Source organism: Candidatus Melainabacteria bacterium, assembly GCA_003963305.1.
GTDB lineage: Bacteria > Cyanobacteriota > Vampirovibrionia > Obscuribacterales > Obscuribacteraceae > PALSA-1081.
Genome location: RXJR01000033.1, coordinates 72,643 through 96,429 on the forward strand (window position 1 = coordinate 72,643; position 23,787 = coordinate 96,429).

The 23,787-nt window shown below is 50.6% G+C and carries 21 protein-coding genes; 13 read left to right on the top strand and 8 right to left on the bottom strand.

Going from position 1 to position 23,787, the window contains the following annotated elements:
• The first annotated feature begins 55 nt into the window (after positions 1-55).
• A complete protein-coding gene (locus EKK48_29540) occupies positions 56-1,420 on the top strand; it encodes a hypothetical protein (GenBank protein RTL35309.1) in 1,365 nt (454 codons plus the stop codon).
• Here EKK48_29540 and EKK48_29545 read toward each other — a convergent pair.
• Positions 1,417-2,193, bottom strand: coding sequence for a metallophosphoesterase (locus EKK48_29545; protein ID RTL35310.1), 777 nt, complete (start codon positions 2,191-2,193; stop codon positions 1,417-1,419). The genes EKK48_29540 and EKK48_29545 overlap by 4 nt on opposite strands.
• 228 nt (positions 2,194-2,421) lie before the next feature.
• Here EKK48_29545 and EKK48_29550 point away from each other — a divergent pair, with 228 nt between their 5' ends.
• The gene (locus tag EKK48_29550; GenBank protein RTL35311.1) at positions 2,422-3,231 is read left to right on the top strand and encodes a hypothetical protein; all 810 of its coding nucleotides are present in this window, start codon (positions 2,422-2,424) and stop codon (positions 3,229-3,231) included.
• A 272-nt stretch (positions 3,232-3,503) separates the two neighbouring features.
• Here EKK48_29550 and dnaN read toward each other — a convergent pair whose 3' ends face one another.
• Together dnaN and dnaA are read right to left on the bottom strand one after the other, a co-directional pair.
• Entirely contained in the window at positions 3,504-4,697 is a 1,194-nt protein-coding gene (dnaN, locus tag EKK48_29555) for a DNA polymerase III subunit beta (protein RTL35312.1), read from the bottom strand.
• Positions 4,698-5,491: 794 nt separating this feature from the next.
• Positions 5,492-6,925, bottom strand: coding sequence for a chromosomal replication initiator protein DnaA (gene dnaA, locus EKK48_29560; protein RTL35313.1), 1,434 nt, complete (start codon positions 6,923-6,925; stop codon positions 5,492-5,494).
• Between the two features lie 393 nt (positions 6,926-7,318).
• Here dnaA and EKK48_29565 point away from each other — a divergent pair, with 393 nt between their 5' ends.
• From EKK48_29565 to EKK48_29585, 5 genes are read left to right on the top strand one after another with little or no spacing between them, the layout of a single operon-like run.
• On the top strand, positions 7,319-7,453 hold the full coding sequence (locus EKK48_29565) for a 50S ribosomal protein L34 (GenBank protein ID RTL35314.1): 135 nt from the start codon (positions 7,319-7,321) through the stop codon (positions 7,451-7,453).
• A 3-nt stretch (positions 7,454-7,456) separates the two neighbouring features.
• Positions 7,457-7,945: a ribonuclease P protein component gene (locus tag EKK48_29570; protein RTL35315.1), complete on the top strand. Its 489-nt coding sequence runs from the start codon at positions 7,457-7,459 to the stop codon at positions 7,943-7,945.
• 32 nt (positions 7,946-7,977) lie between these two features.
• Positions 7,978-8,253 carry a membrane protein insertion efficiency factor YidD gene (yidD, locus tag EKK48_29575; GenBank protein RTL35341.1) on the top strand — a complete coding sequence of 92 codons (276 nt, stop codon included), beginning with the start codon at positions 7,978-7,980 and terminating at the stop codon, positions 8,251-8,253.
• A gap of 3 nt (positions 8,254-8,256) precedes the next feature.
• On the top strand, positions 8,257-9,531 hold the full coding sequence (yidC, locus tag EKK48_29580; protein RTL35316.1) for a membrane protein insertase YidC: 1,275 nt from the start codon (positions 8,257-8,259) through the stop codon (positions 9,529-9,531).
• Complete coding sequence (locus tag EKK48_29585; GenBank protein RTL35317.1) at positions 9,528-10,073, top strand: KH domain-containing protein; 546 nt, start codon at positions 9,528-9,530, stop codon at positions 10,071-10,073. Before yidC ends, EKK48_29585 begins: the two co-directional genes overlap by 4 nt.
• A gap of 81 nt (positions 10,074-10,154) precedes the next feature.
• Here EKK48_29585 and EKK48_29590 read toward each other — a convergent pair whose 3' ends face one another.
• Positions 10,155-10,655: a hypothetical protein gene (locus tag EKK48_29590; GenBank protein RTL35342.1), complete on the bottom strand. Its 501-nt coding sequence runs from the start codon at positions 10,653-10,655 to the stop codon at positions 10,155-10,157.
• 83 nt (positions 10,656-10,738) lie between these two features.
• Here EKK48_29590 and EKK48_29595 point away from each other — a divergent pair, with 83 nt between their 5' ends.
• From EKK48_29595 to EKK48_29605, 3 genes are all read left to right on the top strand, one after another.
• On the top strand, positions 10,739-11,896 hold the full coding sequence (locus tag EKK48_29595) for a VWA domain-containing protein (GenBank protein RTL35318.1): 1,158 nt from the start codon (positions 10,739-10,741) through the stop codon (positions 11,894-11,896).
• 140 nt (positions 11,897-12,036) lie between these two features.
• Positions 12,037-12,312 (top strand): hypothetical protein, encoded by a 276-nt coding sequence (locus tag EKK48_29600; protein ID RTL35319.1) that lies wholly within the window; start codon positions 12,037-12,039, stop codon positions 12,310-12,312.
• The gene (locus EKK48_29605; protein ID RTL35320.1) at positions 12,302-12,649 is read left to right on the top strand and encodes a type II toxin-antitoxin system PemK/MazF family toxin; all 348 of its coding nucleotides are present in this window, start codon (positions 12,302-12,304) and stop codon (positions 12,647-12,649) included. The genes EKK48_29600 and EKK48_29605 overlap by 11 nt, the downstream gene beginning before the upstream one ends.
• Positions 12,650-12,652: 3 nt before the next feature.
• On the opposite strand, the gene EKK48_29610 is transcribed toward EKK48_29605, so the two are convergent.
• The gene (locus tag EKK48_29610; protein ID RTL35321.1) at positions 12,653-13,609 is read right to left on the bottom strand and encodes a glycosyltransferase family 2 protein; all 957 of its coding nucleotides are present in this window, start codon (positions 13,607-13,609) and stop codon (positions 12,653-12,655) included.
• A gap of 59 nt (positions 13,610-13,668) precedes the next feature.
• Here EKK48_29610 and EKK48_29615 point away from each other — a divergent pair, with 59 nt between their 5' ends.
• Positions 13,669-14,115, top strand: coding sequence for a hypothetical protein (locus tag EKK48_29615; protein ID RTL35322.1), 447 nt, complete (start codon positions 13,669-13,671; stop codon positions 14,113-14,115).
• Positions 14,116-14,118: 3 nt separating this feature from the next.
• Entirely contained in the window at positions 14,119-15,735 is a 1,617-nt protein-coding gene (locus tag EKK48_29620) for an ABC transporter substrate-binding protein (GenBank protein ID RTL35323.1), read from the top strand.
• A 21-nt stretch (positions 15,736-15,756) separates the two neighbouring features.
• On the opposite strand, the gene EKK48_29625 is transcribed toward EKK48_29620, so the two are convergent.
• Positions 15,757-16,011 carry a hypothetical protein gene (locus EKK48_29625; GenBank protein ID RTL35324.1) on the bottom strand — a complete coding sequence of 85 codons (255 nt, stop codon included), beginning with the start codon at positions 16,009-16,011 and terminating at the stop codon, positions 15,757-15,759.
• A 454-nt stretch (positions 16,012-16,465) separates the two neighbouring features.
• On the opposite strand from EKK48_29625, the gene EKK48_29630 reads away from it, so the two are divergent.
• Complete coding sequence (locus tag EKK48_29630) at positions 16,466-21,925, top strand: DUF559 domain-containing protein (protein RTL35325.1); 5,460 nt, start codon at positions 16,466-16,468, stop codon at positions 21,923-21,925.
• A gap of 10 nt (positions 21,926-21,935) precedes the next feature.
• Here the strand turns inward: EKK48_29630 and EKK48_29635 are convergent, their stop codons facing one another.
• Together EKK48_29635 and EKK48_29640 are read right to left on the bottom strand one after the other, a co-directional pair.
• Entirely contained in the window at positions 21,936-22,589 is a 654-nt protein-coding gene (locus tag EKK48_29635; GenBank protein ID RTL35326.1) for a response regulator transcription factor, read from the bottom strand.
• A gap of 202 nt (positions 22,590-22,791) precedes the next feature.
• Entirely contained in the window at positions 22,792-23,562 is a 771-nt protein-coding gene (locus EKK48_29640) for a hypothetical protein (GenBank protein RTL35327.1), read from the bottom strand.
• Positions 23,563-23,787 lie beyond the last annotated feature (225 nt).

Consider the following 23,787-nt stretch of genomic DNA (forward strand, 5'->3'; position numbering starts at 1 on the left):
GGCATTTGCGTCAAGTTTGATATATTTTGGTGATACCAGGTTTAGGAGAACGAACGTGTTTTCACATCAACAGCGGCTATTTAATCTTGCACTGGCGTTTACGCTGACATGCGGAACGGGTTTCACGGTGCCGGCATTCGCGGCGGCTACAGGCGCCGAGATCGTGGCAGGCATTGAGAAAGAACACATCCTCGCTCCCGGCGCGCGCGTCAATGCTCGTGTCGACGGACCGAACGCCTACCTGTCGACTTATCGTCACACCAAAGCCAATGATACTGACCTCAAAATCGATGCTATGTTGATGTCACGTGTCGTCATGACACTAGACCCGAGCATCTCGAACGTCACAGTCTACTTCTTCAGCAACGCTGATTTAACCAAGTACAAACAACTGACCGTCAGTTCCGTTTCAGTCAAAGCTTTCGGATCTGGCGCTGTTGGCAAAGATGAGCTCATATCCTCACTCAACTTGATCGCAGGCAGCACCCAGGACGCCGCGGCGAAGCTGGCCAACGCTCTGGCAGCCGGGCAGGGAACTGTGGGACACCGCGTCGAATCAGCTATAAATGGTAGCGAAGTGACTGTATCGACCGATCTTGACCCCGATGCCTCCGAACGCGACGTCAAATATGCTGCACTGCAATTGGCAGAAGAAGCACTGCAAGCTGCTCCTGAAGTAAAAACCGTTAAAGTCGCATTCGCCGACCTCTCTCAACCCGGTTCGTACAGACAGGTAGTGATGGACGCCAACACAGTGCGCTCACTAAACTCAGCGGTCAAGAACGCCTTGGCACCTGTCTCCGTATCAGTGCACACGGGTGGAGGAGCCGCCACTACCGCTGCCGCCTCGAGCGACGCCGCGATGCCCGGTCCGATACAGGACGAACGCCAGAAATTGCTGGATCGCATTAATGCCCTTGGCAAAAACGGTGTTGGTGTTGCTCCCTTCCTGGCAGCATTCAAAGCTATCGAACAGCAGGTCGCCGATCACGTCACGGTTGATTCAATCGCAGACGCTGTGCACAGGCTGTCGGCAAACGTAGATAGCCAGGAAAAGTCTTACAAAGAAGCCAAAGCTAAGAAACCTACAGGCACAGGTGCGGCTAGCGTAGGCGGTGGCGCTGAACCGAGAATGCCTACCCGAACAAAAGTAGGAAGATGGGCAGCCGGCCTCGCTTCAATCGGGGAACTTCAACCATACCTGATCATCGAGCGCACCGATCAATACCTCGCTGATATCGAAGGCAAGTTAAAAGCAGCCCAGTTGCCGCAGAAAGAAAAAGACGAGAAATATGCACGCACCATGCAATTCTTCATCATTACTTTGAGCGGCAAGCCGGAAAAATCGTCAGAGCTTAATGCCATGAAACGCAAACTATCTGCATTCCAGGCACAGCACCCAGAACTCAACTACGACTAAGAAGGAGCGGCCACTGAAGAAGGTGCCGCAACAGATTCTTCCATCGTCAATTTGATTTCGAAAATATGGAAAGGCGGCTTGTCTGGAAGACGCTTGCGTAAAAGCGGCATGGCGACGTTATAGACGGGCGTGCCACTAGAGGTGATGCCTTCTAAGCTGCCGCTATGAGCATGCCCGTGGAAAACAACGTCTACCGGGTACCGCAGGAGCGGCTCTTCCAGGCGGCTCGTGCCAAGGTATGGGTAAATCTCGATCGGCTCGCCGTCAACTGTGTCCTTAATTGGTGCGTAGTGCAAAATGGCTATACGCTCGTTGGTACGCAATCGCGCCAGCGCCGACTCCAGCTTAAGCGCCTCTTGCACCGCTTCGTTTACGAAAGATTTGATTGCCGGCTCGCCCCATGGACCCAGCGCTCCTCTGCCAAAGCCGCCGCAAAAGCCCTTGGTACCCGCAAACCCGATGCCGAGAATTTCGGTCGCCTCTCCATCAAGAATGGTGACACCTGCGTCTGTCAAAATCTGTGTTACTTCCTGCTCTTTGTCTGATTCAAAATCATGATTGCCGAGCACACCAACGATGGGAATTTTGACCGGCGCCAGTTCTTTGACGAATATCTGCGCCTCTTCCGGCAATCCATAATCAGTCAGGTCGCCACATAAGACAAGAATATCGGCACTCTGATTGATCTCCGCAAAAACGTTGCGAAGCTCTCCCTGCGTTGTTTTCTTGCAGTGCGTATCGCCAACGGCAGCAACTTTCACAACGTCTTTCATTTTATTCAGCTCCGTAGCCGCGCCGTCGAAGAGTGTACACGGCACGCTGCCACGCTTGCCATCGTCGACATTTGCCCAACAGCCGGACGTGTTTTGACAGCAATAAGTTGCGGCAGATGAAATTACTGATGCGCCACGGGCTTTTCCTGTCTTTTTGAGACTTTTTCAAGTCATTTACGTCTGCAAACTGGTCCGCAAAATGCGGACTGATTTTTTGAGGAGTATTCGATGGCATCAGCAAAGACTTTCAGACAGACAAAATTAGATCCTGATACAGAAGCTTTCTACCAGAAGACTCTAACGCTGCTAAACGACTCAAAAATTCCATTTATGCTCGGTGGCGCATACGCCCTTTCTCAATTCATGGAATTTGAGCGTCATACAAGAGATCTCGACGTCTTTGTGTATCGCAAAGACGCTGAGAATGTTTTGAACGTGCTGGAAAGGGCGGGCTTTAAAACAGAGATGATGTTTCCGCATTGGCTCGGAAAAGCGTTTTCCGGCGAAGACTACGTCGACATAATTTTCAGCTCCGGAAACGGCATTGCCGAAGTGGATGAAGAGGCTTTTGCGCACGCCAAACAAGCCCAGCTCCTCGGAATTCCGGTGAAAGCACTATCAGCCGAAGATATCATCTGGTCCAAAGCATTCATCATGGAGCGCGAACGTTACGACGGCGCGGATATTGCCCACCTGCTGCGAGCCTGTGGTCACGAACTCGATTGGAATCGTCTCATCGCCAGGTTTGACGGGCACTGGAGAGTACTGTTCAGCCATCTCATTTTGTTTGGCTTCATTTATCCCAGCCACCAATCGCAAATCCCTGATTGGGTAATGGACAAAATGCTGGCAAAAACCTGTTCAGAAATAAAATCAAAACCACAGACAGAAAAGGTTTGCCGCGGCACGCTGCTCTCCAGAGGCCAATACCTGGTCGACGTGGATAAATGGCACTATGCTGACGGTCGACTCGCTCCAGGCGGGCACATGACGGCAAAGGATATTGCTCATTGGACCGCCGCCATCGACCAAAAATAAAAGCCAAAAATTTTTCGCGCGAGTGTTATTTCTATTTTGGTGGGTATATAGCGAGTAGCTTGGATCGTTCCATTTCTTTCTTAGTAAAACTGGGAGCGTCCAAGCCCTTTTTTTGCCTTTTTTTGGACTGTCAAAAATTTTTTCCAAAAAAAGCGTTTAGTTTTCAGCAAGCGGGTATAAGACAGTTAGCTCGGACTACTCCGTTTCTTTCTTAGTAAAAACCGGGAGTGTCCGAGCCTTTCTTTTGTCAAAATTCAGCTTATTCAACTGACCTATTTCGACTGAACCGGCATCAGCAAATAGCGATAGTTATCATCGCCAACGCCTTTGATGATGATTGGCTTGAGCGAGCCTGTCATTTCGAATGACACATCGTCCTGTCCCAGTCGCTGCAATACATCAAGCAAGTATCGTACGTTGACGGCAACATCTAAGACCTGCCCTTCAAAAGTCATCGAAACTTCTTCTTGAGCGCGTCCCAGGTCAGGCGTGTTAGCTGTTACTTGCAGGGTCTCACCTTCGAAGTGCATCTTGATCAAATGAGTTCTGTCATCTGACATTACGGCAACGCGATCGATCGCCGATACCATTTCTTCTCGACTGAAAGTAGCCTGATAAGTGAAACTCGATGGGAAGAGCTCCAGATAGCGCGGATAATCTCCGTTGATCAATCTTGTGGACAGATAATGCGTTTCTGTTTCGAAAACGATTTGTCCAGCGACCAGCGCAAGTCTTACATCTGCATTTGTGCCTTTTGAACTATCGAGCAATTTCACCAGTTCGTTGCAAGCACGAGCTGGAATGATTGCTTTCAAGTTGTGCGGTCGATCGAGAGTCGCTGTCGAGGTCTTTGATTCGCCTTCAACCTCTTTGTCGCCCTCTACTTTCTTGCCGCTTGGAACGGATACGCTAAGCACTTCGCTGCGGTTGGCTAAACGACTGCCGTCAGTGGCAGCGCATTCGAACTTGCCGTTCTCGATGACCATGTAGATACCGCCAAGAATGCTGTTCTGTTCAAAGCTGGCGGCAGCAAAACCGGTTTGAATAATGGCTTTGCGCAAAATGTCTACGGGCATTACAACGCCTTCGACAGAGCGAGCGTCCATGAAACGTGGGAAGTCGTCAGACGCTAGTCCCACCATGTTGAATTTCGATCGTTTGCAAGTAACTGTCGTTTCCAGTGTTTCTTTGTCGATTTGGAAAACAACCAGTTCGTTCGGAAGCTTGCCGACGATTTCCAGAAGCTTCTTACCAGGCAAAGTAATTGTGCCGGGAGTATATACAACACCGGTAGTCTTGGTTTCGATTGCCAGGTCTAAGTCGGTTCCCTGGAACTTAATCGTATTGGCGTCGACTGATTCGATAAGCACGTTGCTCAAGATCGGCTGAACTACACGAGTTGCGACTGCGTTTGTCACATCCTTCAGCGCTTTTGCGAGGACGTCCTTTTGAACAGCAAAATGCATATTTGAACCTCGGTGTTGAAACTTGTAGCTCGTACAGCGCGTTCAACGCTGTTCCATCGAAACGAAAACAGGGCGACTCCGCAATCTCACTTGCTTCGTACTCAAGATTATCTTCCTGACAGGCGGTTTGCAAGGTGCTTTGGAAAAGGAACAACCCTTTTCTTTCGTAGTACTGGTTCTGTTAGTTCTCTAAATTGAAATAAATAGAAGTAGCAGTGCAAGCCGTTTTCTGTAGATAAGCCTTGAAAGTCTCACGGTTGTTAGATCTGCCCTGTAAGTTTTCGCACTGTCAGGTGTTCAAAAGCCAAAAATGGGGAGTTGGCTTCTAGTCTGCAATACACAGGCAGTTTACAGAGTATAAACACGTTTTCTACAGGTTTTGAACAGGCACTTAATGTCTGAACTAGATTGCGATTTGAGAAATGGGCTGTGACACATTCAGTTGTTTCGGGATCCGCGCTTTGCTTCTAAGATCCGCATATAGAGCCGATGTAGATCAGTCACTCGTTAATTAAATGATCACTTCGCTCAGAAGTCAAATTATTCTTGGCGCTACGAGATAGCGCAGTAAAGCTCCGAAGATCCGCATATAGAGCCGATGTAAGATCTGATCTGATCGATCATGCGATCGATTGCTTTGGTTAATTCTGCTACGAGATCGATCAGTACTAAGACCGCACGTTCGATTCAGTCAGTAGGAAAGCGAGATTGCAAGCGGTTTTCTGAGAACGCCGCAATCTGCATACCTATATAAAGATTCGCTTGAGAGATCGAGAGAAAAGTTTCGCTCGCGATCAGTCGTTGATCTGGCGGGTCAGTACTTTGACTGCGTAAGCCAGGTCAGCATCTGACTGCATCTGTTCTTTGATGCGAGAGTGTGCGTACAGAGCGGAAGTATGTTTGCGATTACCGAAGGCTTGCCCGATTCTGGGGAAACTCATCTGCATGATTTCGTGAGCCATATACATGGCTACGTGCCGTGGCAGGGCGAGGTCCTGGGAGCGTCTGGCTGAACGCAGGTCGCTTGACTCGACTCGGTAGTGAGACGCCACAGTATCGATAATCATGTCGATGGTGAGGGTTTTCTTCTGTTTCTCTGGTCCAGCCGGCTGCAGAATGCTGCGCAGAGTGGCTGGGGTCAGTTCAGTACCTGTCATGCTGGCGTAAGCGTTAGAGCGGATCAGAGCGCCCTCCAGCTCGCGTATATTCGTTGTGAATAAACCAGCTATGTAATCGAGCACATCGTCTTTAACTACGATGCCGTCGAAGTCGCATTTCTTTCTCAAGATGGCAACTCTGGTTTCGTGATCAGGCGCCTGAATGTCTGCGGTCAAACCCCATTCGAAGCGGCTGCGCAGGCGCTCTTCCAGCAATGGTATGCCTTTGGGTGGACGGTCGGATGTGAGGACAATCTGGCAGTTGTTGTCGCGCAAAGTATTGAAGGTATGGAAAAACTCTTCCTGGGTCGCATCTTTGCCCTGGATAAATTGAATGTCGTCCAGCAGCAACACATCGAGTTTGCGATAGCGTTTGCGGAAATCAAGCATGCGGTCGTCGCGAATGGAGTTGATCAGCTCGTTGGTGAATTTCTCGCAACTGACGTAGCGCAAATTGCAGTTGGGCGAATTTTTGAGAATCTCATGTCCGATAGCGTGCATGATGTGCGTTTTGCCCAATCCTACGCCACCGTAGAGGAAGAGTGGATTGTATGAATGAGCGGGGTTGCTCGCCACGGCAAGCGCGGCAGAATGCACAAAGCGGTTATGTGAGCCGACTACGAAAGTATCAAAAGTGTATTTGGGATTGAGGTTGCCCTTGTTGGTTTGGCTCGTGACTTGCTGAAACCCGCTCGGCGCGTTGCTCTGGAAGTGTGGTTGCCGGGGAACTTCCGGGCTCTGGATCACCGAAATGTTGGCGATAGTGCCGGAGTATGTGGTTGGAGCAAGGGTCGGGTCTACGACAATGCGGAGATTGACCGGTTCTTTGACGACTTCTGAGAGAGCACTGATCAGGGCTTCGCGATTGTCGCCCTTCAATTTTCCCGACGCAAATTCGTTGTTAACGCCGATGGTAGCTTCGCCGTTGTTGATCTCAAGTAACTGCGCTGGTTTGATCCATGAATTGAACGTCGGCTGACTGAGCTTCTTTTGCAATATCTGCAGTGCCTCTGCCCAGACCTCTTTAGCCGATTTGCTGAGGCGGACGTCGTCTTGTTCTTTAATGGTCATCTACAGCTCTATCCCTGAATTGATCGAATCGTATACATGGAGCCATCCGAGACGGCTCTGACATTCCTTTCCTCTAAGTCCTTCGATAGAGCCGAGCAATTGTTGCCAGGTCATCTTTGGATTAACGGAAAGTAACCCTCATAAAATTCCCGACAGCAATGCGGTACTGAATCAAACGGATATCTCCGAGATATGCCAATACTGCCTGCGGACGGGCTTTGACAAGAAGATGCGAACGGCAAATTTACCGCGAAACGCACCGCCTGTTTCGTAAAATTTTTAACCGTTCCTGCTCGGAAACGGCGTGAAGTCTATGCGAGAGATGATAGCATAGCCAGTTATTTACAGTAGCCAAAGAATTTTAAATATTGGCATGGCCAGGAGTTTACGACCATGAAGCGTACGTTGATGGGTTCTAAAGCGAAAGCGAGAAAAGGAAGCGGCTTTCTCAAACGCATGTCCAGCAAAGCGGGACAGAAAGTGATCAAAGCCCGTCGCGCCAAGGGAAGATACCGTCTTTCGGTCTAGCTCGTGCTACCTCAGCATGAACGCTTGACGCGATCAAGTCTCTTCACCAGAGCCTATACAGCTCGAAAAAGCGTCAACACGCCACTTTTCACGTTATATGTGTTGCCGAAAAATAACCGACCAGGATCTAAATCCGCGGTCGGTGTTTCAATTCCTAAGGAAAGTACGCGAAATGGCTCTGGCTCTCAAGCAGTTGATAAAATGCCTCTTGTCAGAATGCCATTGGTCGGGTTCGTAATTTCGAAGAAGGTCTGCAAAAGCGCTTGTCAGCGTAATCGAGCCAAGCGCAGAGTGCGTGAAGCATACAGAACGATGCGGAAGGAAATGGTCGAATCGGTGCAGCGGCTTGAACAATGGTACGCCCTGGTGTTTGTTCTCAATAACAAGGCACTGGAAGCTAATTGGGAGGAGATTCGCGGTACTGTTGCCGGTTGCTTGACCAAAGCGGATTCGAAGTTCGGCATGGGCACACGTGAACGTAAGCCATCGTGAAGTTTGGAGCAGCTAGCTTTTCTGTTACAGCATTGCCGCAGGCAGTGCTGGTTTTCGCTATTCGTTGCTATCAAAAAACGCATTTATTTAGAACGCCGTCATGCAGGTTTTACCCGACCTGTTCAGAATATATGGCAGGAAGCGTGACGCGTTTTGGGGTCGTCAAAGGGACTGCTCTGGGGTTGCTGCGACTTTGCAAGTGCCATCCATGGCATGACGGCGGAGTTGATCTGGTGCCAACTGAAGCGAAAGTTTTTGGAAATGTCGATTGCGTCAAACACAGCTTGCATCATGGAATGCAGAGGTAACACTTGAATTTAGACCTGTTGATTTACTACGTGATGCTTCCAATGCTGGGGTTCTTTGCCAAAGTGACTCACAGCTACGGTTGGGCGATTATCTTGCTGACATTGGCTGTGCGAATGATTGTTTGGCCGTTAGTTGCTAAATCAACGCGATCGATGCAAGCGATGTCGCGTTTGCAACCGAAGTTAAAAGCGCTGCAAGAGAAGTATAAAGACAATAAAGAACAGCTAGCCATCGAAATGGCCGAGTTCTACAAAGTGCACAAGATGAATCCGATGGGCGGATGTTTACCCACGTTGATTCAGTTACCGATTCTCTTTGCCTTGTTTGGAACCTTCACGGCGCCTCCTTTTGGCGATAAAGCAATTGATGTGAAGGTCAATGTGGTCACGCAAGCCCAGGCGAAAGAAGCGCACAGGAATGAAACTTCAGGTTCGAATAGCCCATTTGTTGCGCCGGATGGTGCCACTGCTAAAGTTGTTGTCTTCCCGGGTGATGCGACAGTTGTTCAGGGTGAAACTGTAGATTTCAGTACGCGTTCGCTGATGGGTCCTTTGCCGGCTGATTTCAAGCCTAACTGGAAGTTGTTTCCAAAAGAGACTAAAGACATCAATACTGTTCCGTTGCAGGAAGCAGAAGTCTATCGCGTGCAATTCAACAACCCGGGCGAATGGCATGTTCAAGCTGTGATACCAGGCATTGCCAAAGCAGAAGCATTCGGTTTCATCAACAACCTCGGCAAAGTGGCAAAGGGAGCCGATCTCCTCAAGCCTGAAAACTTAGACAGCGTTGCACTGATTCTCTTGTTTGGTATCACGATGTACCTGTCGCAGAAGTTCACCGTTTCTACTCCGAAGGTTCCTGAAGAGGAGATGGACGAACAGCAAAAAGTTCAGCGCGACACGATGAAGATGATGCCTATCACCGTCACGGTGATGTTCTTCTTTATACCGTTGCCAACAGGCGTCTATCTTTACATGGTGGTTTCCAACATCATGCAGACGCTGCAAACCTGGTTGATCATGCGTAGCGCCCCACCACCAGAGGAGTCTGAGCTTGCACCGGCTGGTGCATCAGGCGGTGGTCCATTGCCATCTCGCTCACGTGACGGTACAGTTAACATGTCTGCCAAAGGCAATACCTATTCCGTTGATTCCGGTAAGGATAATTCGAACGGTAAGAAGCCGGCCAGTGCGGCTTCGAATGATGATGAGAACGACGGCGATGACGCCGGTCAAACAATAAAACTGCCTAAAAAGAAGAAGAAGAAAAAATCATGAGCCCATTGGATTTTTTGCAAGAGAATGCCAGAAGCTACCTTGAAAAGATACTGGCAATCCTCGATATAGAAGCCTCAGTCAATCAAGAAGAGATTGACGAGACAACTGTTTGTTACCGTATAGAGTGCAAACCAGATGATGCCAGAGTGTTGATCGGGAGAAACGGTCAGACCCTGGAAGCCTTGCAATTCATCGTCAGACAGATGTGCAAGAGCCAGCAAACTGATCAGGGACCATTTGTCATTGACATTCTGGATTATCGTTCACGCAGAAAACGCACGCTGGAAGAGCAAGCCAAGAAGGGCGCGGTTGCTGTGTTGAATGGTGACACGGAAAAATTCGCGTTACAACCGATGTCACCATATGAGCGTCGTCTCGTACATCAGTATTTGCAGGAGAACTTCGCCGATCTCGCATCGGAAAGCGAAGCAGAGGGCGCCGATCGTCATATCGTAATCAGCTTCAAGGGAATGCCGTCTGGTGCTGCCAGTGAAGAAGACGGCGAAGACGATTATTTCGAAGGCAGTTCTGAGGAAGCTTAATAGCTGCTCTGGCTGAGTTTTGTGGTTGATTTTCTGTAGTTGAGAGTCTGCGTCCCTGGAGCTCTTGACGCCATCACATCTCTAATTTTTTGGAATACCAAGGCTTTCAATTACCTCAACATGAGGAATTTTCAGCAGTTCTCTGGGGTCCAACAAGACTTTAGTAGAACGATTGCCGCCGCCTAGAATCGCCTCAGAAACGGCGAGGACAGCTGAGTCTATGTAAATTGGAATATCCGGTAAACCGAAAGGTGTTACGCCGCCAATTTGCATACCGGTTAGTTCTTTTGTCTGGTCGCCGGTCGCAAAGGAGCCTTTCTTTACACCCAGAAGTTTGCAGACTTTTCTGTTCACATCAACTTTAGTTGTTGCAAGAATGACGCAAGCGCAAAACTTCAGAGGGTCAGCTTTTCCAGCTACTACGATTGTATTTGCAGACTGTCCTTCTGAAAAACCATACTTTTCGCAGAACTGGGCTGTATCTGCGAAGTCAGGGTCGCATTCGAATATTTTGTAGACCAGCCCGAATTTTTGCAAAAATTCTTCGACTGTAGGATGTAGCGCGGCAGCGGTGTTTGTCATCGTCACATTATAACTCGCGTTTTTGCGCTACCAAACATACTCTGGATAGGTTAAAGTCTGAGTTGGGGTATCTCTGAGGCGTAATGGCGATTTTTAGACAAAGAGGCAATAGTTACACGGGATCACGTTTCCGACGGTTCTCGGCTCTGGCTGGATTTTTGATCGCGTTATCAGGCGCGAGCTTTTTTGTTGATGCACCATCAGCAGTGGCGCAAGATTATATTCGTCGCGATCCGTATGGTAATCCGCTGCCTCCTGAAGAGCAACCGCGAAAAATTCAGGGTGGCGCGCAGTCGACTACGCTGCAGTCGGGTACAAACTCTACGACTCTGCAAACCGGCACAAACTCAACAACTTTGCAAACAGGCACAAATTCGACACTACTAGAAACTGGAACGAAATCGACTCTGCTTAATCTGGGCACGAACGCTACGAAGTTGGAAACTGGTACTGCGGGAACTCTCTTACAGACAGGGATCGAGCGAAAAATCGAGCCACAAAATGTCTTGGTTCTTTTGGATTGCTCGTCAACTATGAAGCTCTCTTTTGATGGAAGCCAGAACGCGCCAGATGAACGATTGATCGCTGCAAAGGCTGCGTTGAAGCACATTTTGCAGTCGACTCCGCCTGATGTGCGCATTGGATTGCGAGTTTTTGGAAATCGGCAGTATCGAAACGACGGAATGGATTGTAATCAAAGCTTTCTTCTCGAGCCTATAGGACTGCATAATCGAGGAGAGATGATGGCAAAAGCAGAGATTTTGAAAGCGAGTGGTTTAACGCCGCTGGAGTACGCACTTCGTCAGGCTCCAAGCGATTTCGAGGGGTTGGAAGGAACACGGCATATCATTCTGATTTCAGACGGAGCAGACACATGCAAAAAGGATCCGTGCGCCACTATTCGTAAGCTGCGCGAACTGGGATTCAAGATGCGTGTCGATGTGATAGGCGTCGACAAAAAGGCAAAAGCTGCAGAAGGTTGGCAGCTACAGTGCATCGCCCAGGAGTCGGGCGGCAAATATTTTGAGGCGGAAACAGCGGCAAAGATGGCAGATGCTGTCGGTCAGAGCATGCTTGAGGCGATATCGCGAAATGCTGCAGATCAAAAAGTTGCCGGGCAAGTTGTGCCGAAGCCGCAAGCCTTGCAAGCGTCACCAGCAGCTGCGCTTGATGTTCCACGATCCCAAAAAGCTAAGTCGGAACCTAGTCTAAAATCACCGCCGAAATCTAAGCAGAAATAAGTTATAGGCGTCAGCGCGCGTGATTCCTGGTCGATGAGCCCATTTCTCAACAGAATCTCAGCGTATACGATGTTGACTTGACATCTGTGGTCTATAGCGTATACCATATGGTATACAGATAATGGAGTGAGGTTGACGAGATGGTCACAGCAGCGAAGACAAAAACAGCACAAAGGACCGTCAAAGCTTTTGATGCAGACATCGCCTGGATTAATGAAGAAGCGAAGGTACGAGGTTGCGTAGCTGCAGAGGTGATCCATGATTTGTGCGAGAAGGCTCGCCGCCAGAGTTACCTGCAAGACTTGAGCGAATCATTTGACGCACTCAGCCAGGAGTCGGAATTGAATTCAGCCTTCAAGGCGGAAAACGCAGAGTGGGATGCTACCCTCTCAGACGGTTTAAACGATGCCACTTAGAGGCGAAGTCTGGACGGTCAATTTGAATCCAACACAGGGGCACGAACAAGCCAAAGAGCGCCCTTGTGTTGTTCTCAGTAACGACGTCATGAACACGCGCATGGGTTTGAGTATAGTCGTGCCACTAACAGGCACGCCACACTACTTGAAATCAGGTCGGCTTTCACCTGCTTTGGTGGCGATTTTTGCACCCGAAGGCGGCTGCACCAAAGATAGCTATGCAATGGCGTACCAGGTGAGAACAGTCGACCACAGCCGGTTTAGAACTCAACTTGGTAAGCTTTCGCGCGGCACTTTGGAGAAGATAGTCTACTCGGTCAAGCAAATCATCGAATAGTGGTTACTTGCCAGGCTCGCACCATTCCAGACACGTAGCTCTTCCAAACTTGTGACTGAAATAATCGCGTGTTCCAAGCAATTCTGCTCTCAACTTTTTTCGTCCTTCGTCACCGCGAAACGGCAGCACGAGCGCGTGTCTGGCTACATGCGTAAGCATGTTGAATGTTGCTGGTAAGGCCGCCGCGCCTTTCAAATATGTGTTGAAAAACAAAAAGCGATTGCGAATGTAGTAGTAGGAACGCCAGTGTTTGCGCGAGTCTTGCGTAGATGCTGATCCAAGATGCTCGATGAATGCATCTGGAACGAACAGACATTTCCAGCCCTTTAGATTTATGCGGTGGCACAACTCTGTGTCTTCGAAGTACAGAAAATAGCGTTCGTCGAATAATCCGACTGCGCCCAGAGTTGTCGCGCGCAGCAACAAGTTCGAGCCATGCAACCAATCACAGTAGACAGGCTCTGCCACCGGCTGCGAAACCACTTTTGTTTTGGCGCTGCGAAAATTGATAGTGCCGCGGCTGGCCTCTATGTGTTTTTCCTGCGCAGTCAGGGAATCCACCACGGCTCCGCCAAGTGCGCCAGCTTTTTGATCAGTTTTAGCTTGTTCGACGAGAATCCCCAACGAATCCGGAGCCACTTTCGCATCGTTGTTGATCAACCAGATAAAGTCCGCTCCATTGGCGAGACAATATTCCATGCCGCGGTTGCAACCACCCGCAAAACCGAAATTTTCCGTTAGACGCAGAAGCGTCACCTCGGGAAACTCTTTCGCCAGCTTTTCACCGTCGTGTTCGTCCGATCCGTTGTCAACTAGCAGGACCTTGTAATTCTGGTATGTGAGCTTTTGCACAGAATCCAGGCATGCCCGTGTGAAATTTAAGCCACGCCAGTGCAGGACCAGAATCCACACCAACGGTTGCGCTAATTTATAGTCTGCGTCTTCCACTTTTTTCGCCATGAACCCACGGTAATAGCTGAGGCTTGCTAATATTAGAGGAAGTCGCAGGAGGATTGATTGTGGCCACTGATGATGCTTCAAATTTAGAATCCAACCAGGGCGCTGCCGCACCAAAGGCGGCCGAGCCGATACAACGCGGCTCAGGTATGGGCAACTTCTTCAAGGCGCTCAAGCACATCAATGAAGCTTCGGTCGCTGAGAACGTCAAGCAACGTTTCTCCGACTACGTGACGATTGCCCTGGTAGTTCTCTGCATTCTCAGCCTGGTTATGGCTGTTTCGGTACCGGTTCCTCCAGGTATCAAGCTCTTGCCGCTGCTTTTCACAGTCGGCGCTGTTGTTTTCTACATCATCAATCGTCTGGGAATTATGATCAGCTTGACCGCACGTCAAGCTCTGATTGTCTGGCAGATTCTCGTAGCAGGATTCTGGCTCGGTGTTACCAGCGCGATGCTGGTTATGCTCGCTTGTTTCTATTTCGTGTCGCAGGGAACCGGCGGATTATAGTTTTTGCTCAAGTTCAATAAGGCGGTGAAACGCGCAGCTGAAAGCGCGAGTCGTCGCGGAATCCACTTTTTCTGTGCTCTGGTTGTGCTGGCAGGCTGCTCCAGCTCTGTTTCGAGGCGCCATAGCAGTCAAGACCAGATTGTCGCGGGTATGACCCTGGAGCCAATGGGATTTTATCCTCTGAGGGCGCTCGATTCTGGTTCTTATTACGCTCAGACGCTTGTCTACGAAGGCTTGGTGCGCTACGGTTCGGATTTGAATGTGGTGCCGGCGATTGCAAAGACTTTTGCGATTTCGCCAGATGGATTGACGTACACATTCGAATTGCGTCCCGATGTGAAATTCAGTGATGGCTCTCCACTGACTTTTGCTGATATCAGTGCGTCTTTTAAGCTCGCTCAGTCGAAGTTGTCACCATTCAGAAGCGATTATGAGGCGATTGAGAGAATTGAACTTCAAAGCCCCTCAAAGCTCATTCTGCATTTGAATAAACGCAGTGCTCCGCTGCTTTCTCGATTGGTTGAGTTGCGCATTTTGCCGGAGAAAATAACATCCGCCAGAGATCATGGGAAAAATGCGTTGAGCAGAAATCCCGTTGGTAGTGGACCTTTTCGATTGCTGCGCTGGGAGTCTGGTCTCGAACTCGTTTTCGAGCCAAATCCGTTTTACTGGGGTGTGAAACCTGATTACAAGCAGCTGGTCTGGCGTGTGGTGCCTGATAAAACGCTTATGGCAATGGCATTGAGCCGCGGTGAGCTGGACGTTGCGGCACTTGATCCGACCAGTTGGAAAGTCATCAGGGATGGTGCCAGAGGCACAATCGAACTCGATCGATTTCCAGGTTCGCGGACGTTATATCTCGGTTTCAATACGGTCAAAAAACCGTTCAATAATGTACTTGTACGTCAGGCGATGGCTGAGGCGATCAATCGTACCGAACTTGCCAACGCCCTTTATTCCGGCTTCGCTGTCGTTCCCCGCAGCGACGTTTCTGTGGGTAGTTGGGCCTACAACGCATCAGCGAAACTGTGGCCGTTCGATTTAGAAAGTGCTCGCAAAAATTTGGAAGCAGCCGGATATAAATTTATCGGACGCAACTGGAAATCTACGTCTGACGATCAACTGCTGGCCTTCAGAATACTGACCATTCGCGATTATCAAGACGTCGCACAAGTGGTGTCTGATGATTTAAAAAGCCTGGATGTTCCCAGTGAAGTGCAGGTGGTTGAGTATTCGACTCTGCGCCAACGTTATCTGCAAAAAGGCGATTTTGAAGCGATTCTCTGGAGCCGCTCATCAGGTCCAGACCCCGAGTGTTCCCTGGTCTGGAGCAAGGATGGAGCCATGAATTACTCCAAATTTGCAAACACAAAAATAGAGTCACTGCTTGCCGAAGGCAGGCTTGTGACCGATAAAGTTGCTCGCGCAAACGTCTACAAAGAAATTCAGGGCATTCTCGCTAAGGAGCTGCCCTGGGTATTCTTGATACAACCTGACTTGCTTGTGGCGCATTCGGTGAATGTGGGAAACATCAAGCAAGCCAATCAAAATTTGACCGGCTTGCCTTGGGATAACCCACTATTCAACGCCGCCAGTTGGAAGCGCATCGACCAAAACTAACAAGTTTGCAATCCGGTTGGATTACTTGCCAGTTGTGGTTGTGGTAGTAACGGTAATGCCAGCGATGTTGGCTCCTGGGCAAATTGGTGTATTGCCGAGGTGCTCTCTATACCAACGAAGCGCTTCAGCCATTTTGTGAATGGCATGTCTGCGTGCCGAAGGAATTGAGTAGCTTGGTGGTGCCAAGTGGAAGTAACGTCCTTCATCTCCACAAGCTTGTGCAAAAGCTGGTGAAGCCATCGATAGCGCTGCAAGGACAAGAAGTGCTTGTCTCATTAACTCTGCTCCTTTCTGAGGTTCGCCTGTACCATGATCAATGGTTTTAGTATTGGTCGTGGCCGAGCCCTGAAAGTTCCTTATTTGCATAAAGAACTCCTGGTCATTGTACTATTCCACGGGTTGCCCCAAAAATGTCAAGAAATCGAATGTATAACACTTATCGCTGAAGGACAAATACCCTGGCTTGTTTTAGGACTTTACAAAATTAATCTACGAATTTTTCGACCAATCTTGTCAACCCCTTTGCCTTTCAAGTAGCCTGTTGACGGGTTTTCAAGTAGAATCTTTAAATCTGGGAGTTTTCCGAATATAGTCTGTGCGTTTTCGCCGGGCTACATCACATCATCAATAAGGCTTCATTGTGCCGCCCAAGGGACACAAACCCGCACCTCAACCCAGTCGTACTTCTTCGCCACAGCCGGCGGATTGTCGTGACGCGCTGCAATGGTTCGTGGATAGTGTCGGACTTTATCAGACATCCGCCAGGGGGCTGATTGCTACTGACTTCTCGGAGGAGTGCGAGTCGCTTCTCGAGGCAGCCATCATCAATTTAAAATCGCGTGGAATCAACCCGGTTGTCATCGCCGGTGATGCCCTTTACCGGCAGGGTGAATTTCTCTGGGAGCAGGCCGTACAGCACACCAGGTTTGGCAGACCGCTGGCCAGTCAGTTCGAATTGGATATGACCGGTGCCGATGTTTTGATTCTGCGGAACGTCGAGGCACCAGAGACAGCACACCACCTCTGGTATCTCTATCACCACGTTTTTTATCCCCGTGCACTGGCTGGAAAGCCTTTGCTGATGACAAGCCCGCTCACCCTGGATGAACTCCATAAATATGGTGCCGCTTGCGACGATTTTGAATTTGCAGGACGCAAAGTTACATGGCAAAAGCTTGCCTGGTTGATGGAAGCAACATCTCTTGACCTGGCTCATTATCGGACGTTGAAAGACGAAGCACTGCCTCCGATGCTCAAGGCAGAGCATGTATTACTGAATGCACTGAAAGAGCGTGGACTGGCAGTGCAACCGCAGCATGTCCTCGGTGACTACATGCTCGACATGGCTATGATCGATCGCGATCGCAAGCTTGATATTGAATGTGATGTTCTGACGAGTCTGGATTCAACTGGTGCCAATGCCTGGCAAGCGAAGAAGAATTTGCTTTTGCTGAGCGATGGTTGGAAGGTCTTGAAGTTTACGACTGCCGAGATTATCAGCAACACTCACGCCTGCGTAGACGTAGTGGAAGAAGTGTGGACACAGGGAAGGAAACGTTCTTCAATCGGCAGGCTGCTTTCAGGGCAAGCTGCTGCAAGTGTTCCTGAACTGCCTGTCGATGATGACGTTCAACGCCTCGTCATCACTCATGGTGCGGGTCCATGTGCGGTGGAAGGTGGTGCGGGCACCGGCAAGAGCAGTTGCATAATTCATCGAGTCGCTTATCTGCTTGCCCAGGGGATAAATCCCGATCGCATTCTTGTCATATCTCATTCGCAAGATACGGTTAAGTCGCTCAAGAGTGCTGTGGAAGCGATATCGGATCGGCAAGCGGCACAGCGCGTCTCCTTTCATTCCTGGCATGATCTTGGACTCAAGATTTTGAAGGAAAACTTGAGCGCCGTGAAAAGAAAACCGCCTTTGAAGGTCGAGTCTAATCCGCAGAAAGTCATTCAGAGATTACTGACAAAACACAAAAAAGACCTTGATCCGGTTACGCTGGAGCTCTCAGAAGAACTTGATGAATTCACGATTGCGTCTTTGATTTCGCTGTACAAGGCCAATTTGATTACGCCCAAGCACTTGAAAGAGAGAAGCAAAAGCGATGTCGATGAACTGGTTTCAAAAGTCTTTCAGGGTTATGAAGATCAGCTGCAAAAGATCAATCGCATTGATAAGGATGACATGGTTTCTCTGGCTGCTCATGCCCTTGTAGATCAGGTCGATTTGCGAACAAAATATCAAAACCAGTACGATTACGTACTGGTGGATGAGTATCAGGATGCCACTGCGGCTGGTGATCTTATGGCGCGTATCCTGGCGGCTCCGCAAGACAATTTATATCTCACAGGTGATGAAGACGAGGCCATTTACGAGAGCAAAGGAGGCTTGCCGCGCTTGATGGCAGACGTTTCGCTACGCATGCCGAATGCTCGTTGTTATATTCTGGAAAAAAATTGGCGGTGTCACCCGGCAATCGTTGATCACACGCGTCAGTTGATAGCGAACTTGAGTCGGCGCCGCGTCCAGAAAGACATGACTTCCGGTTGGGGAGCGGCTCCGACGACTGCCATCATCGGACCGCAATTTTCGGAAAGCGAAGAAGCTGAGGCGGAATGGGTCGCAGATGAGATTTCCATTTTGATTGACAGCGGTCGCAATCCGCAGGAGATAGCCGTTCTCTATCGCTATCACCGCTACGGCATCATTATCGAGGAGGCTCTTTCGCGTCGGAATATCCGTTGCGTTACGTCGCATCCGGAAGCGGGTTTGGTGCCAGACGAAGTCGGCGACGTCATGGCTTTCTTGAAATTGGTAATGGATCCTGATGGACCAAAAGCGCGTGAGTCGTTCGAACGCGTTTGTCAATTGCGTGTCAAAGAAGTCGACCCGAAGTTGTCTTCGACAATAGCCAGTTTTGCCGAGGCCAACAACCTTTCTTATCTGAAGGCGGTTGAAATTTATTCAGAGGCTGTAGCCGAGCAATCGTGTCTTGATCTGTCTCAACTGGTGCGGATTATTCGTACGATGCATCAGGAAAATTGTGCTCCAGCCGAGACGATATCGTTGCTGAAACGGACGCAGCGGCTGAGTGATTACTATCGGGCGGTGAAAGTTCCTCCTGGCGTCAATTATGAACCGCTTCGGAAATTGACAGCACTGGAAGAAGAGGCGCGCAATTACAAAACTGTCGCGGAATTCGTCAAGGCTCAAACGGCAACTCCGGCGCGGGGCTCCACGTCAGCGGGCTTTGATTCGGATCACGTGGTGCACATACTTACTCTGCACGAGGCGAAGGGCAAGGAGTTTGCCGTGTCGTTTCTGGTCGGATTGGCGGAAGGATTGTTTCCCGCAGACAGCGCTATGGATCTGGAGGAGGAAAGGCGCCTTTGCTATGTCGGAATGACTCGTGCGAAGGAGCTCTTGTACTTGTCATTTCCATCAATATTCAACAATGTTGGACTTCAACCATCGTCATTCCTTGTAGAGGCGCGACTGATGGCGCAACAGCCGATGCATATTCCGGCACCGACTTTGCCGCCTGCCGCACCACAGGCGGTGACTCAGCCGCCGCCCGCGCCCGCTAAAGTTGCCCCGTCCCAACCAGCGGCTAAGCCGCAGACTCCGGCACAGCCGGTCCAGCCGCAACCGCAGCCAGTCCAGCCGCAACCGCAGCCAGTCCAGCCGCAGCCGCAGCCAGTCCAGCCGCAACCACAGCCAGTCCAGCCGCAACCGCAGCCAGTCCAGCCGCAACCACAGCCAGTCCAGCCGCAACCACAGACAGTCCAGCCGCAACCCGTTCAGAGACCACCCCAACCGGTTCAGCCACCACCGCAGCCAGTCCAGCCACCGCAGCCGGTCCAGACGCGACCACAACCGATTCAGCAACCGATTCAGCAACCGCCGCAACCGATTGAGCAACCACGGCAACCAGTTCAACAGTCAACGCAGCCGGTCCAGGCGCAAACCCCGGCACAGCCAGTCCAGCCACAATCGCAAGCGCCGCAGCCAGTTCAACAACTGCCGCAGCCCGTCCAGCAACCGCGGCAACCAGTTCAACAGCCAACGCAACCAGTACAGCAACAACCGCAGTCCGTTCAGCAACAACCGCAACCAGTACAGCAACAACCGCAACCAGTACAGGAACAACCGCAGCCCGTTCAGCAACAACCGCAACCAGTCCAGCCAGAAGCGTTGCGAGCTCAGTCGCAGAGAGAACCGTCTGTGCAGGCAGAACAACCAGGACTTCGGCAAGATCCTTCAGTTCTTGATGATTTCAGCCCCGGGGCGCCGCCTGTTCACACGCCTGTAAATTCTCAAGTTGTGACACGGGCAGCAACTTCGAAGCCGGTTCACACGCTCGGAAACGCAGCAGCAGGTTTTCACAAGGCATTCCAGGAGCAGATTCTGGATCAACACGCGGCACAGCAAAGAGAAATTGCAGCCTCACTGCTTGCTGCCGAGGCTGCTGAAAAGAAGGAGCCTCCGCCGAGACCTGGTCGTAAAAGCAAGGCGGAAGCCGCTCAAGACGCTGCTGCCGGCATGGGCCCGGTTCAGGCTGCGCTTCAGCGCCGGAACAAGGCGAAACAACAACAGGCTGTAACGGAAGCGGCCAGCGCAGCTGCCAAGCCGACTGAAGGAGCGTCGAACACTGTTGAGCCTGTCGTAGAATCTGAGGCGCTCGGAGCCTTGCCGGAGTCATCGGCACAGAAGGAGTCTGTGGCTTTAGCACCTGAAGCGGTATCGTCGCCCACGGTGTCTTCATTTGAACAGGCTGCCGCAATGCAGTCGGCTTTAGAGGCAAGAGCGGAAGAGACAGATCAGGCTCAAGCTGCGTTGTTAGCTGCTCAGCAAAAAATGCAGGCGGCACGGAACCAACAAGCATCGCATGATCCTAATACCGGCGAAACAGTAATCATCAAAGCGGATCTTTCCATTGCGCATGATGCGATCGCGCCGGACCCAGTTCAACGCTTTACTGGTGCACCGCCTGTTGGAAAGCGGCGCGGTACGACGGATAAGAGTGCGCAGACACAACCGGCTGCCCAGGAAGTGCCCATGGCACAGCCCGCTCAACCCGTTCAGCCAGCGCTCGAACCTGCTGCTCAGACACAAACGTCATCAGATCCACAATCTACTCAACACTACCCATGGTCGATTCCTGCACAGACCGCAGAACCGGCTCTGGCTGAGTCATTTCAGCCCGCTCCTCAAAGTGATGAGTCTGAAAGATATTCCAGTCTGACCAGTGATGTGCCACCAGGAGTAGTGGTACATAACGGACCGGTCTCTAAAGGCAGAAAGAAAGATCCGAACCAGGTTCCTGTACCTGTAGAAAGTCCAAGTTTACAGCCTGGCATACAGCCAACACTTTCGGAGACAGAGACAGTTGCTTCTTACGATTACACCTTGCCGCCCGATGTAGGTGGCAAGGCTCAACAGCAAGCAATTTCCGCTGATCTGGGCGGATATGTGCCGCCTGCTCCCGACGAGCAACAGAAAATGTACCAGATGTTCGAGCCACCTCTGCCGCTTTCCACCGAGGAGCTTCTTGCTGAAGCGCTCTCATCTCACGATGATTCGGATGCTGCTTTTGCCGGTCGATCTGCTCAGTTGGACGGTATCAACTCGTCGTTTGAGGGCGAACAGGTCGGGCAGTATGAGCAATCTTACGATCAATCTCATCAATCTTACGATCGAGGCACTGGTCACCCAGCCTCCTCGACTGAAGAAGCTTATGACGCTGCATATCAATCGGATCAGTTTGACGAATATGATGACAGCTATTCGCCTGCGCCGGTTCAAAACAATCAGGCTATGTTGCAAGATTCCGCTGTCTGGGAAGACAGCGAGTCTGATATGGAGCATCGTCCGCGGTGCACCGGTTGCGGTACTTTTCTTGAAGTGGGTTCCCAGTTTTGCGGTGAATGTGGACATCGACTCGAGGCTAGAATTCCAGGTTGTCATCTTTGCGGCTCCCCACTTGAGCCATCGGCAAAATTCTGTGGTGAGTGCGGTTCCAAATGTGGTTCGGTTAGACCGGCACCACCTATGCCCGAACGCCTCCTCGATGCTCACAGAATTCCTGACAGGCAAAGTGAAGAGTACGAGCAGTACCGGGCGCAATCGACGGAGAAACCTACTCAAAGAAGCTGGGTAGTTAAGCTTTTGAAGATGCTCGAAACGTGATCGGGTCGGGTTATTTCAGGAGCCCTTGCTTAAGTGCTTGAACTGCAGCTTGTGTGCGATCTGAGACCTCGAGCTTGTCCATGATACGTTTCAGGTGTGTTTTTACTGTCTCCACGCTAACCATCAGGCGAGAGGCAATTTCGTTGTTGGTCAATCCTTCAGTCACACAAGTCAGAACTTCGATTTCTCTTGGTGACAGTGTCAGTTTTTTTACTTCGAGATCGCCCTGAGCTAATCCCGTCTTGATGTAGTTCAGAACAATTTCTGCGATTTCGCGATCAAACCAGGCGGCTCCGCTATCCACGGTTTTGATTGCCGCTATCAAGTTGTTTGTCGTGACGTTCTTGAGACAGTAACCGTGCGCTCCGGCTGCCAGAGCAGCAAAGACGTAAGACTGTGTTTCGAAGGACGTGAACATGATGATTTTTGTAGCGGGCACAGCTTCTTTCAGAAGGTGGCTGGCTTCGATGCCGTTCATCATGGGCATGACGATATCCATGACAATGACTCTGGGCTTGAGTTTCTTTGCCTTCTCGATCGCTTCTTTACCGTTACTCGCTTCACCCACAACTTCGAAACCCTCGACATTCGAGAGCAAGCTCTTGAGGCCGAAGCGCATTACTTCGTGGTCTTCTACGACCAGAATGGTGATTTTTGGATCCATTGAATTAAGCTTACACTCTTTTTGCAGTGAGGAACGCGATTTCAATCTGCTCAACTCTTCAACAGCTTCTTTTATTTTATAATTTATAGTAGATAAAGGGAAAAAGACAAAAGCCTGTGCCCGTAAGGGATACAAGCTTTTGTCGAAAGTGGACTGGGCATCAGCGTCTTGTTTTCAAGTTTCAAGCTGCTGCCAAGCATAATTAGCTGAAGAGCCAGCCGAAGATGGCGCGGAAGAATCCACGCACACCGTTGGCGACGCGCGTGCTGAACGGCAGAACGGTCTTCTTGAGCGCGTTTAACTGTGCCGCTGACCCGTTGAACCAGTCGGTGTCGACGTTGCCAGTGATACCGGCGACGGTGCCAGTCTCGGAGTCCTGCCAGAAAGTCCAGTCCGAATAGGGCGCGGGCACGGTCGGTGCCGTCACCTTGTAGTGAGCGACCCAGAGCAGGTACTTCTTCAGCTTCGGCGATCCGCCCAGGATATCGCGCACGAAGCTCGAGCTCGCGTAGAGAATAGGGGTGACACCGAGCTGTTTCTCGACGCCATCCATCCATTCGACGATCTTCGCCACACGCTGGTCGACGGTCATGGTGAGCCACGCCGCCTGCATGTGAGCCGCTTCGTCCGGCGCAGTGATCCACCGCGAGGGCACTTCGGCGTCGAGTACCGGCGGCAAATCGCCAGACTTGAGGCTGCCTACCTGGTTGCAGAAGTTGGTCACCTGCTGCGACACAGACGACGTCGGGATGAAGAAGTGGTATGCGCCGGCGGGAATGCCGAGAGCACGAGCCCGGGCGATGTTGGTGGCATACTGATCGTCGCCGAGCGTGAGACCTTCAGACGCCTTGATGAAAACGAAGTTGACACCGGCATTCTTGACCTTGTTCCAGTCGATGATGCCGTTGTGATGTGAGACGTCGATGCCGAAGAGACGGTTCGAAGCAAGACGATTGCGGTTGGACATGAGCATGGTCTGATTCCTCAGATTTATGTGAGTTCTATAGCGTTCTCCTCCTTGGGGATTCCCCAGGGCTAGGAAACGATGTGTGAAAGTTTTGAAGCTGCTAGTCTCGGGTCGTTAAGCCAATCCAGTCCAAATCAACACAGCGTGGCTGAGCATGAATGGCTTGAACTCGACGCGAAGGAATCGGTTTGAGTGGATTTCGAGAAAAACAACTTGAGAGACAATGACAAC

Coding starts and splice junctions, on each gene's coding strand:
- EKK48_29545 (RTL35310.1), bottom strand. CDS start 2,193: ATGAAAGACGTTGTGAAAGTTGCTGCCGTTGGCGATACGCACTGCAAG.
- EKK48_29550 (RTL35311.1), top strand. CDS start 2,422: ATGGCATCAGCAAAGACTTTCAGACAGACAAAATTAGATCCTGATACA.
- dnaN (RTL35312.1), bottom strand. CDS start 4,697: ATGCATTTTGCTGTTCAAAAGGACGTCCTCGCAAAAGCGCTGAAGGAT.
- dnaA (RTL35313.1), bottom strand. CDS start 6,925: ATGACCATTAAAGAACAAGACGACGTCCGCCTCAGCAAATCGGCTAAA.
- EKK48_29565 (RTL35314.1), top strand. CDS start 7,319: ATGAAGCGTACGTTGATGGGTTCTAAAGCGAAAGCGAGAAAAGGAAGC.
- EKK48_29585 (RTL35317.1), top strand. CDS start 9,528: ATGAGCCCATTGGATTTTTTGCAAGAGAATGCCAGAAGCTACCTTGAA.
- EKK48_29590 (RTL35342.1), bottom strand. CDS start 10,655: ATGACAAACACCGCTGCCGCGCTACATCCTACAGTCGAAGAATTTTTG.
- EKK48_29595 (RTL35318.1), top strand. CDS start 10,739: ATGGCGATTTTTAGACAAAGAGGCAATAGTTACACGGGATCACGTTTC.
- EKK48_29600 (RTL35319.1), top strand. CDS start 12,037: ATGGTCACAGCAGCGAAGACAAAAACAGCACAAAGGACCGTCAAAGCT.
- EKK48_29605 (RTL35320.1), top strand. CDS start 12,302: ATGCCACTTAGAGGCGAAGTCTGGACGGTCAATTTGAATCCAACACAG.
- EKK48_29610 (RTL35321.1), bottom strand. CDS start 13,609: ATGGCGAAAAAAGTGGAAGACGCAGACTATAAATTAGCGCAACCGTTG.
- EKK48_29625 (RTL35324.1), bottom strand. CDS start 16,011: ATGAGACAAGCACTTCTTGTCCTTGCAGCGCTATCGATGGCTTCACCA.
- EKK48_29635 (RTL35326.1), bottom strand. CDS start 22,589: ATGGATCCAAAAATCACCATTCTGGTCGTAGAAGACCACGAAGTAATG.
- EKK48_29640 (RTL35327.1), bottom strand. CDS start 23,562: ATGCTCATGTCCAACCGCAATCGTCTTGCTTCGAACCGTCTCTTCGGC.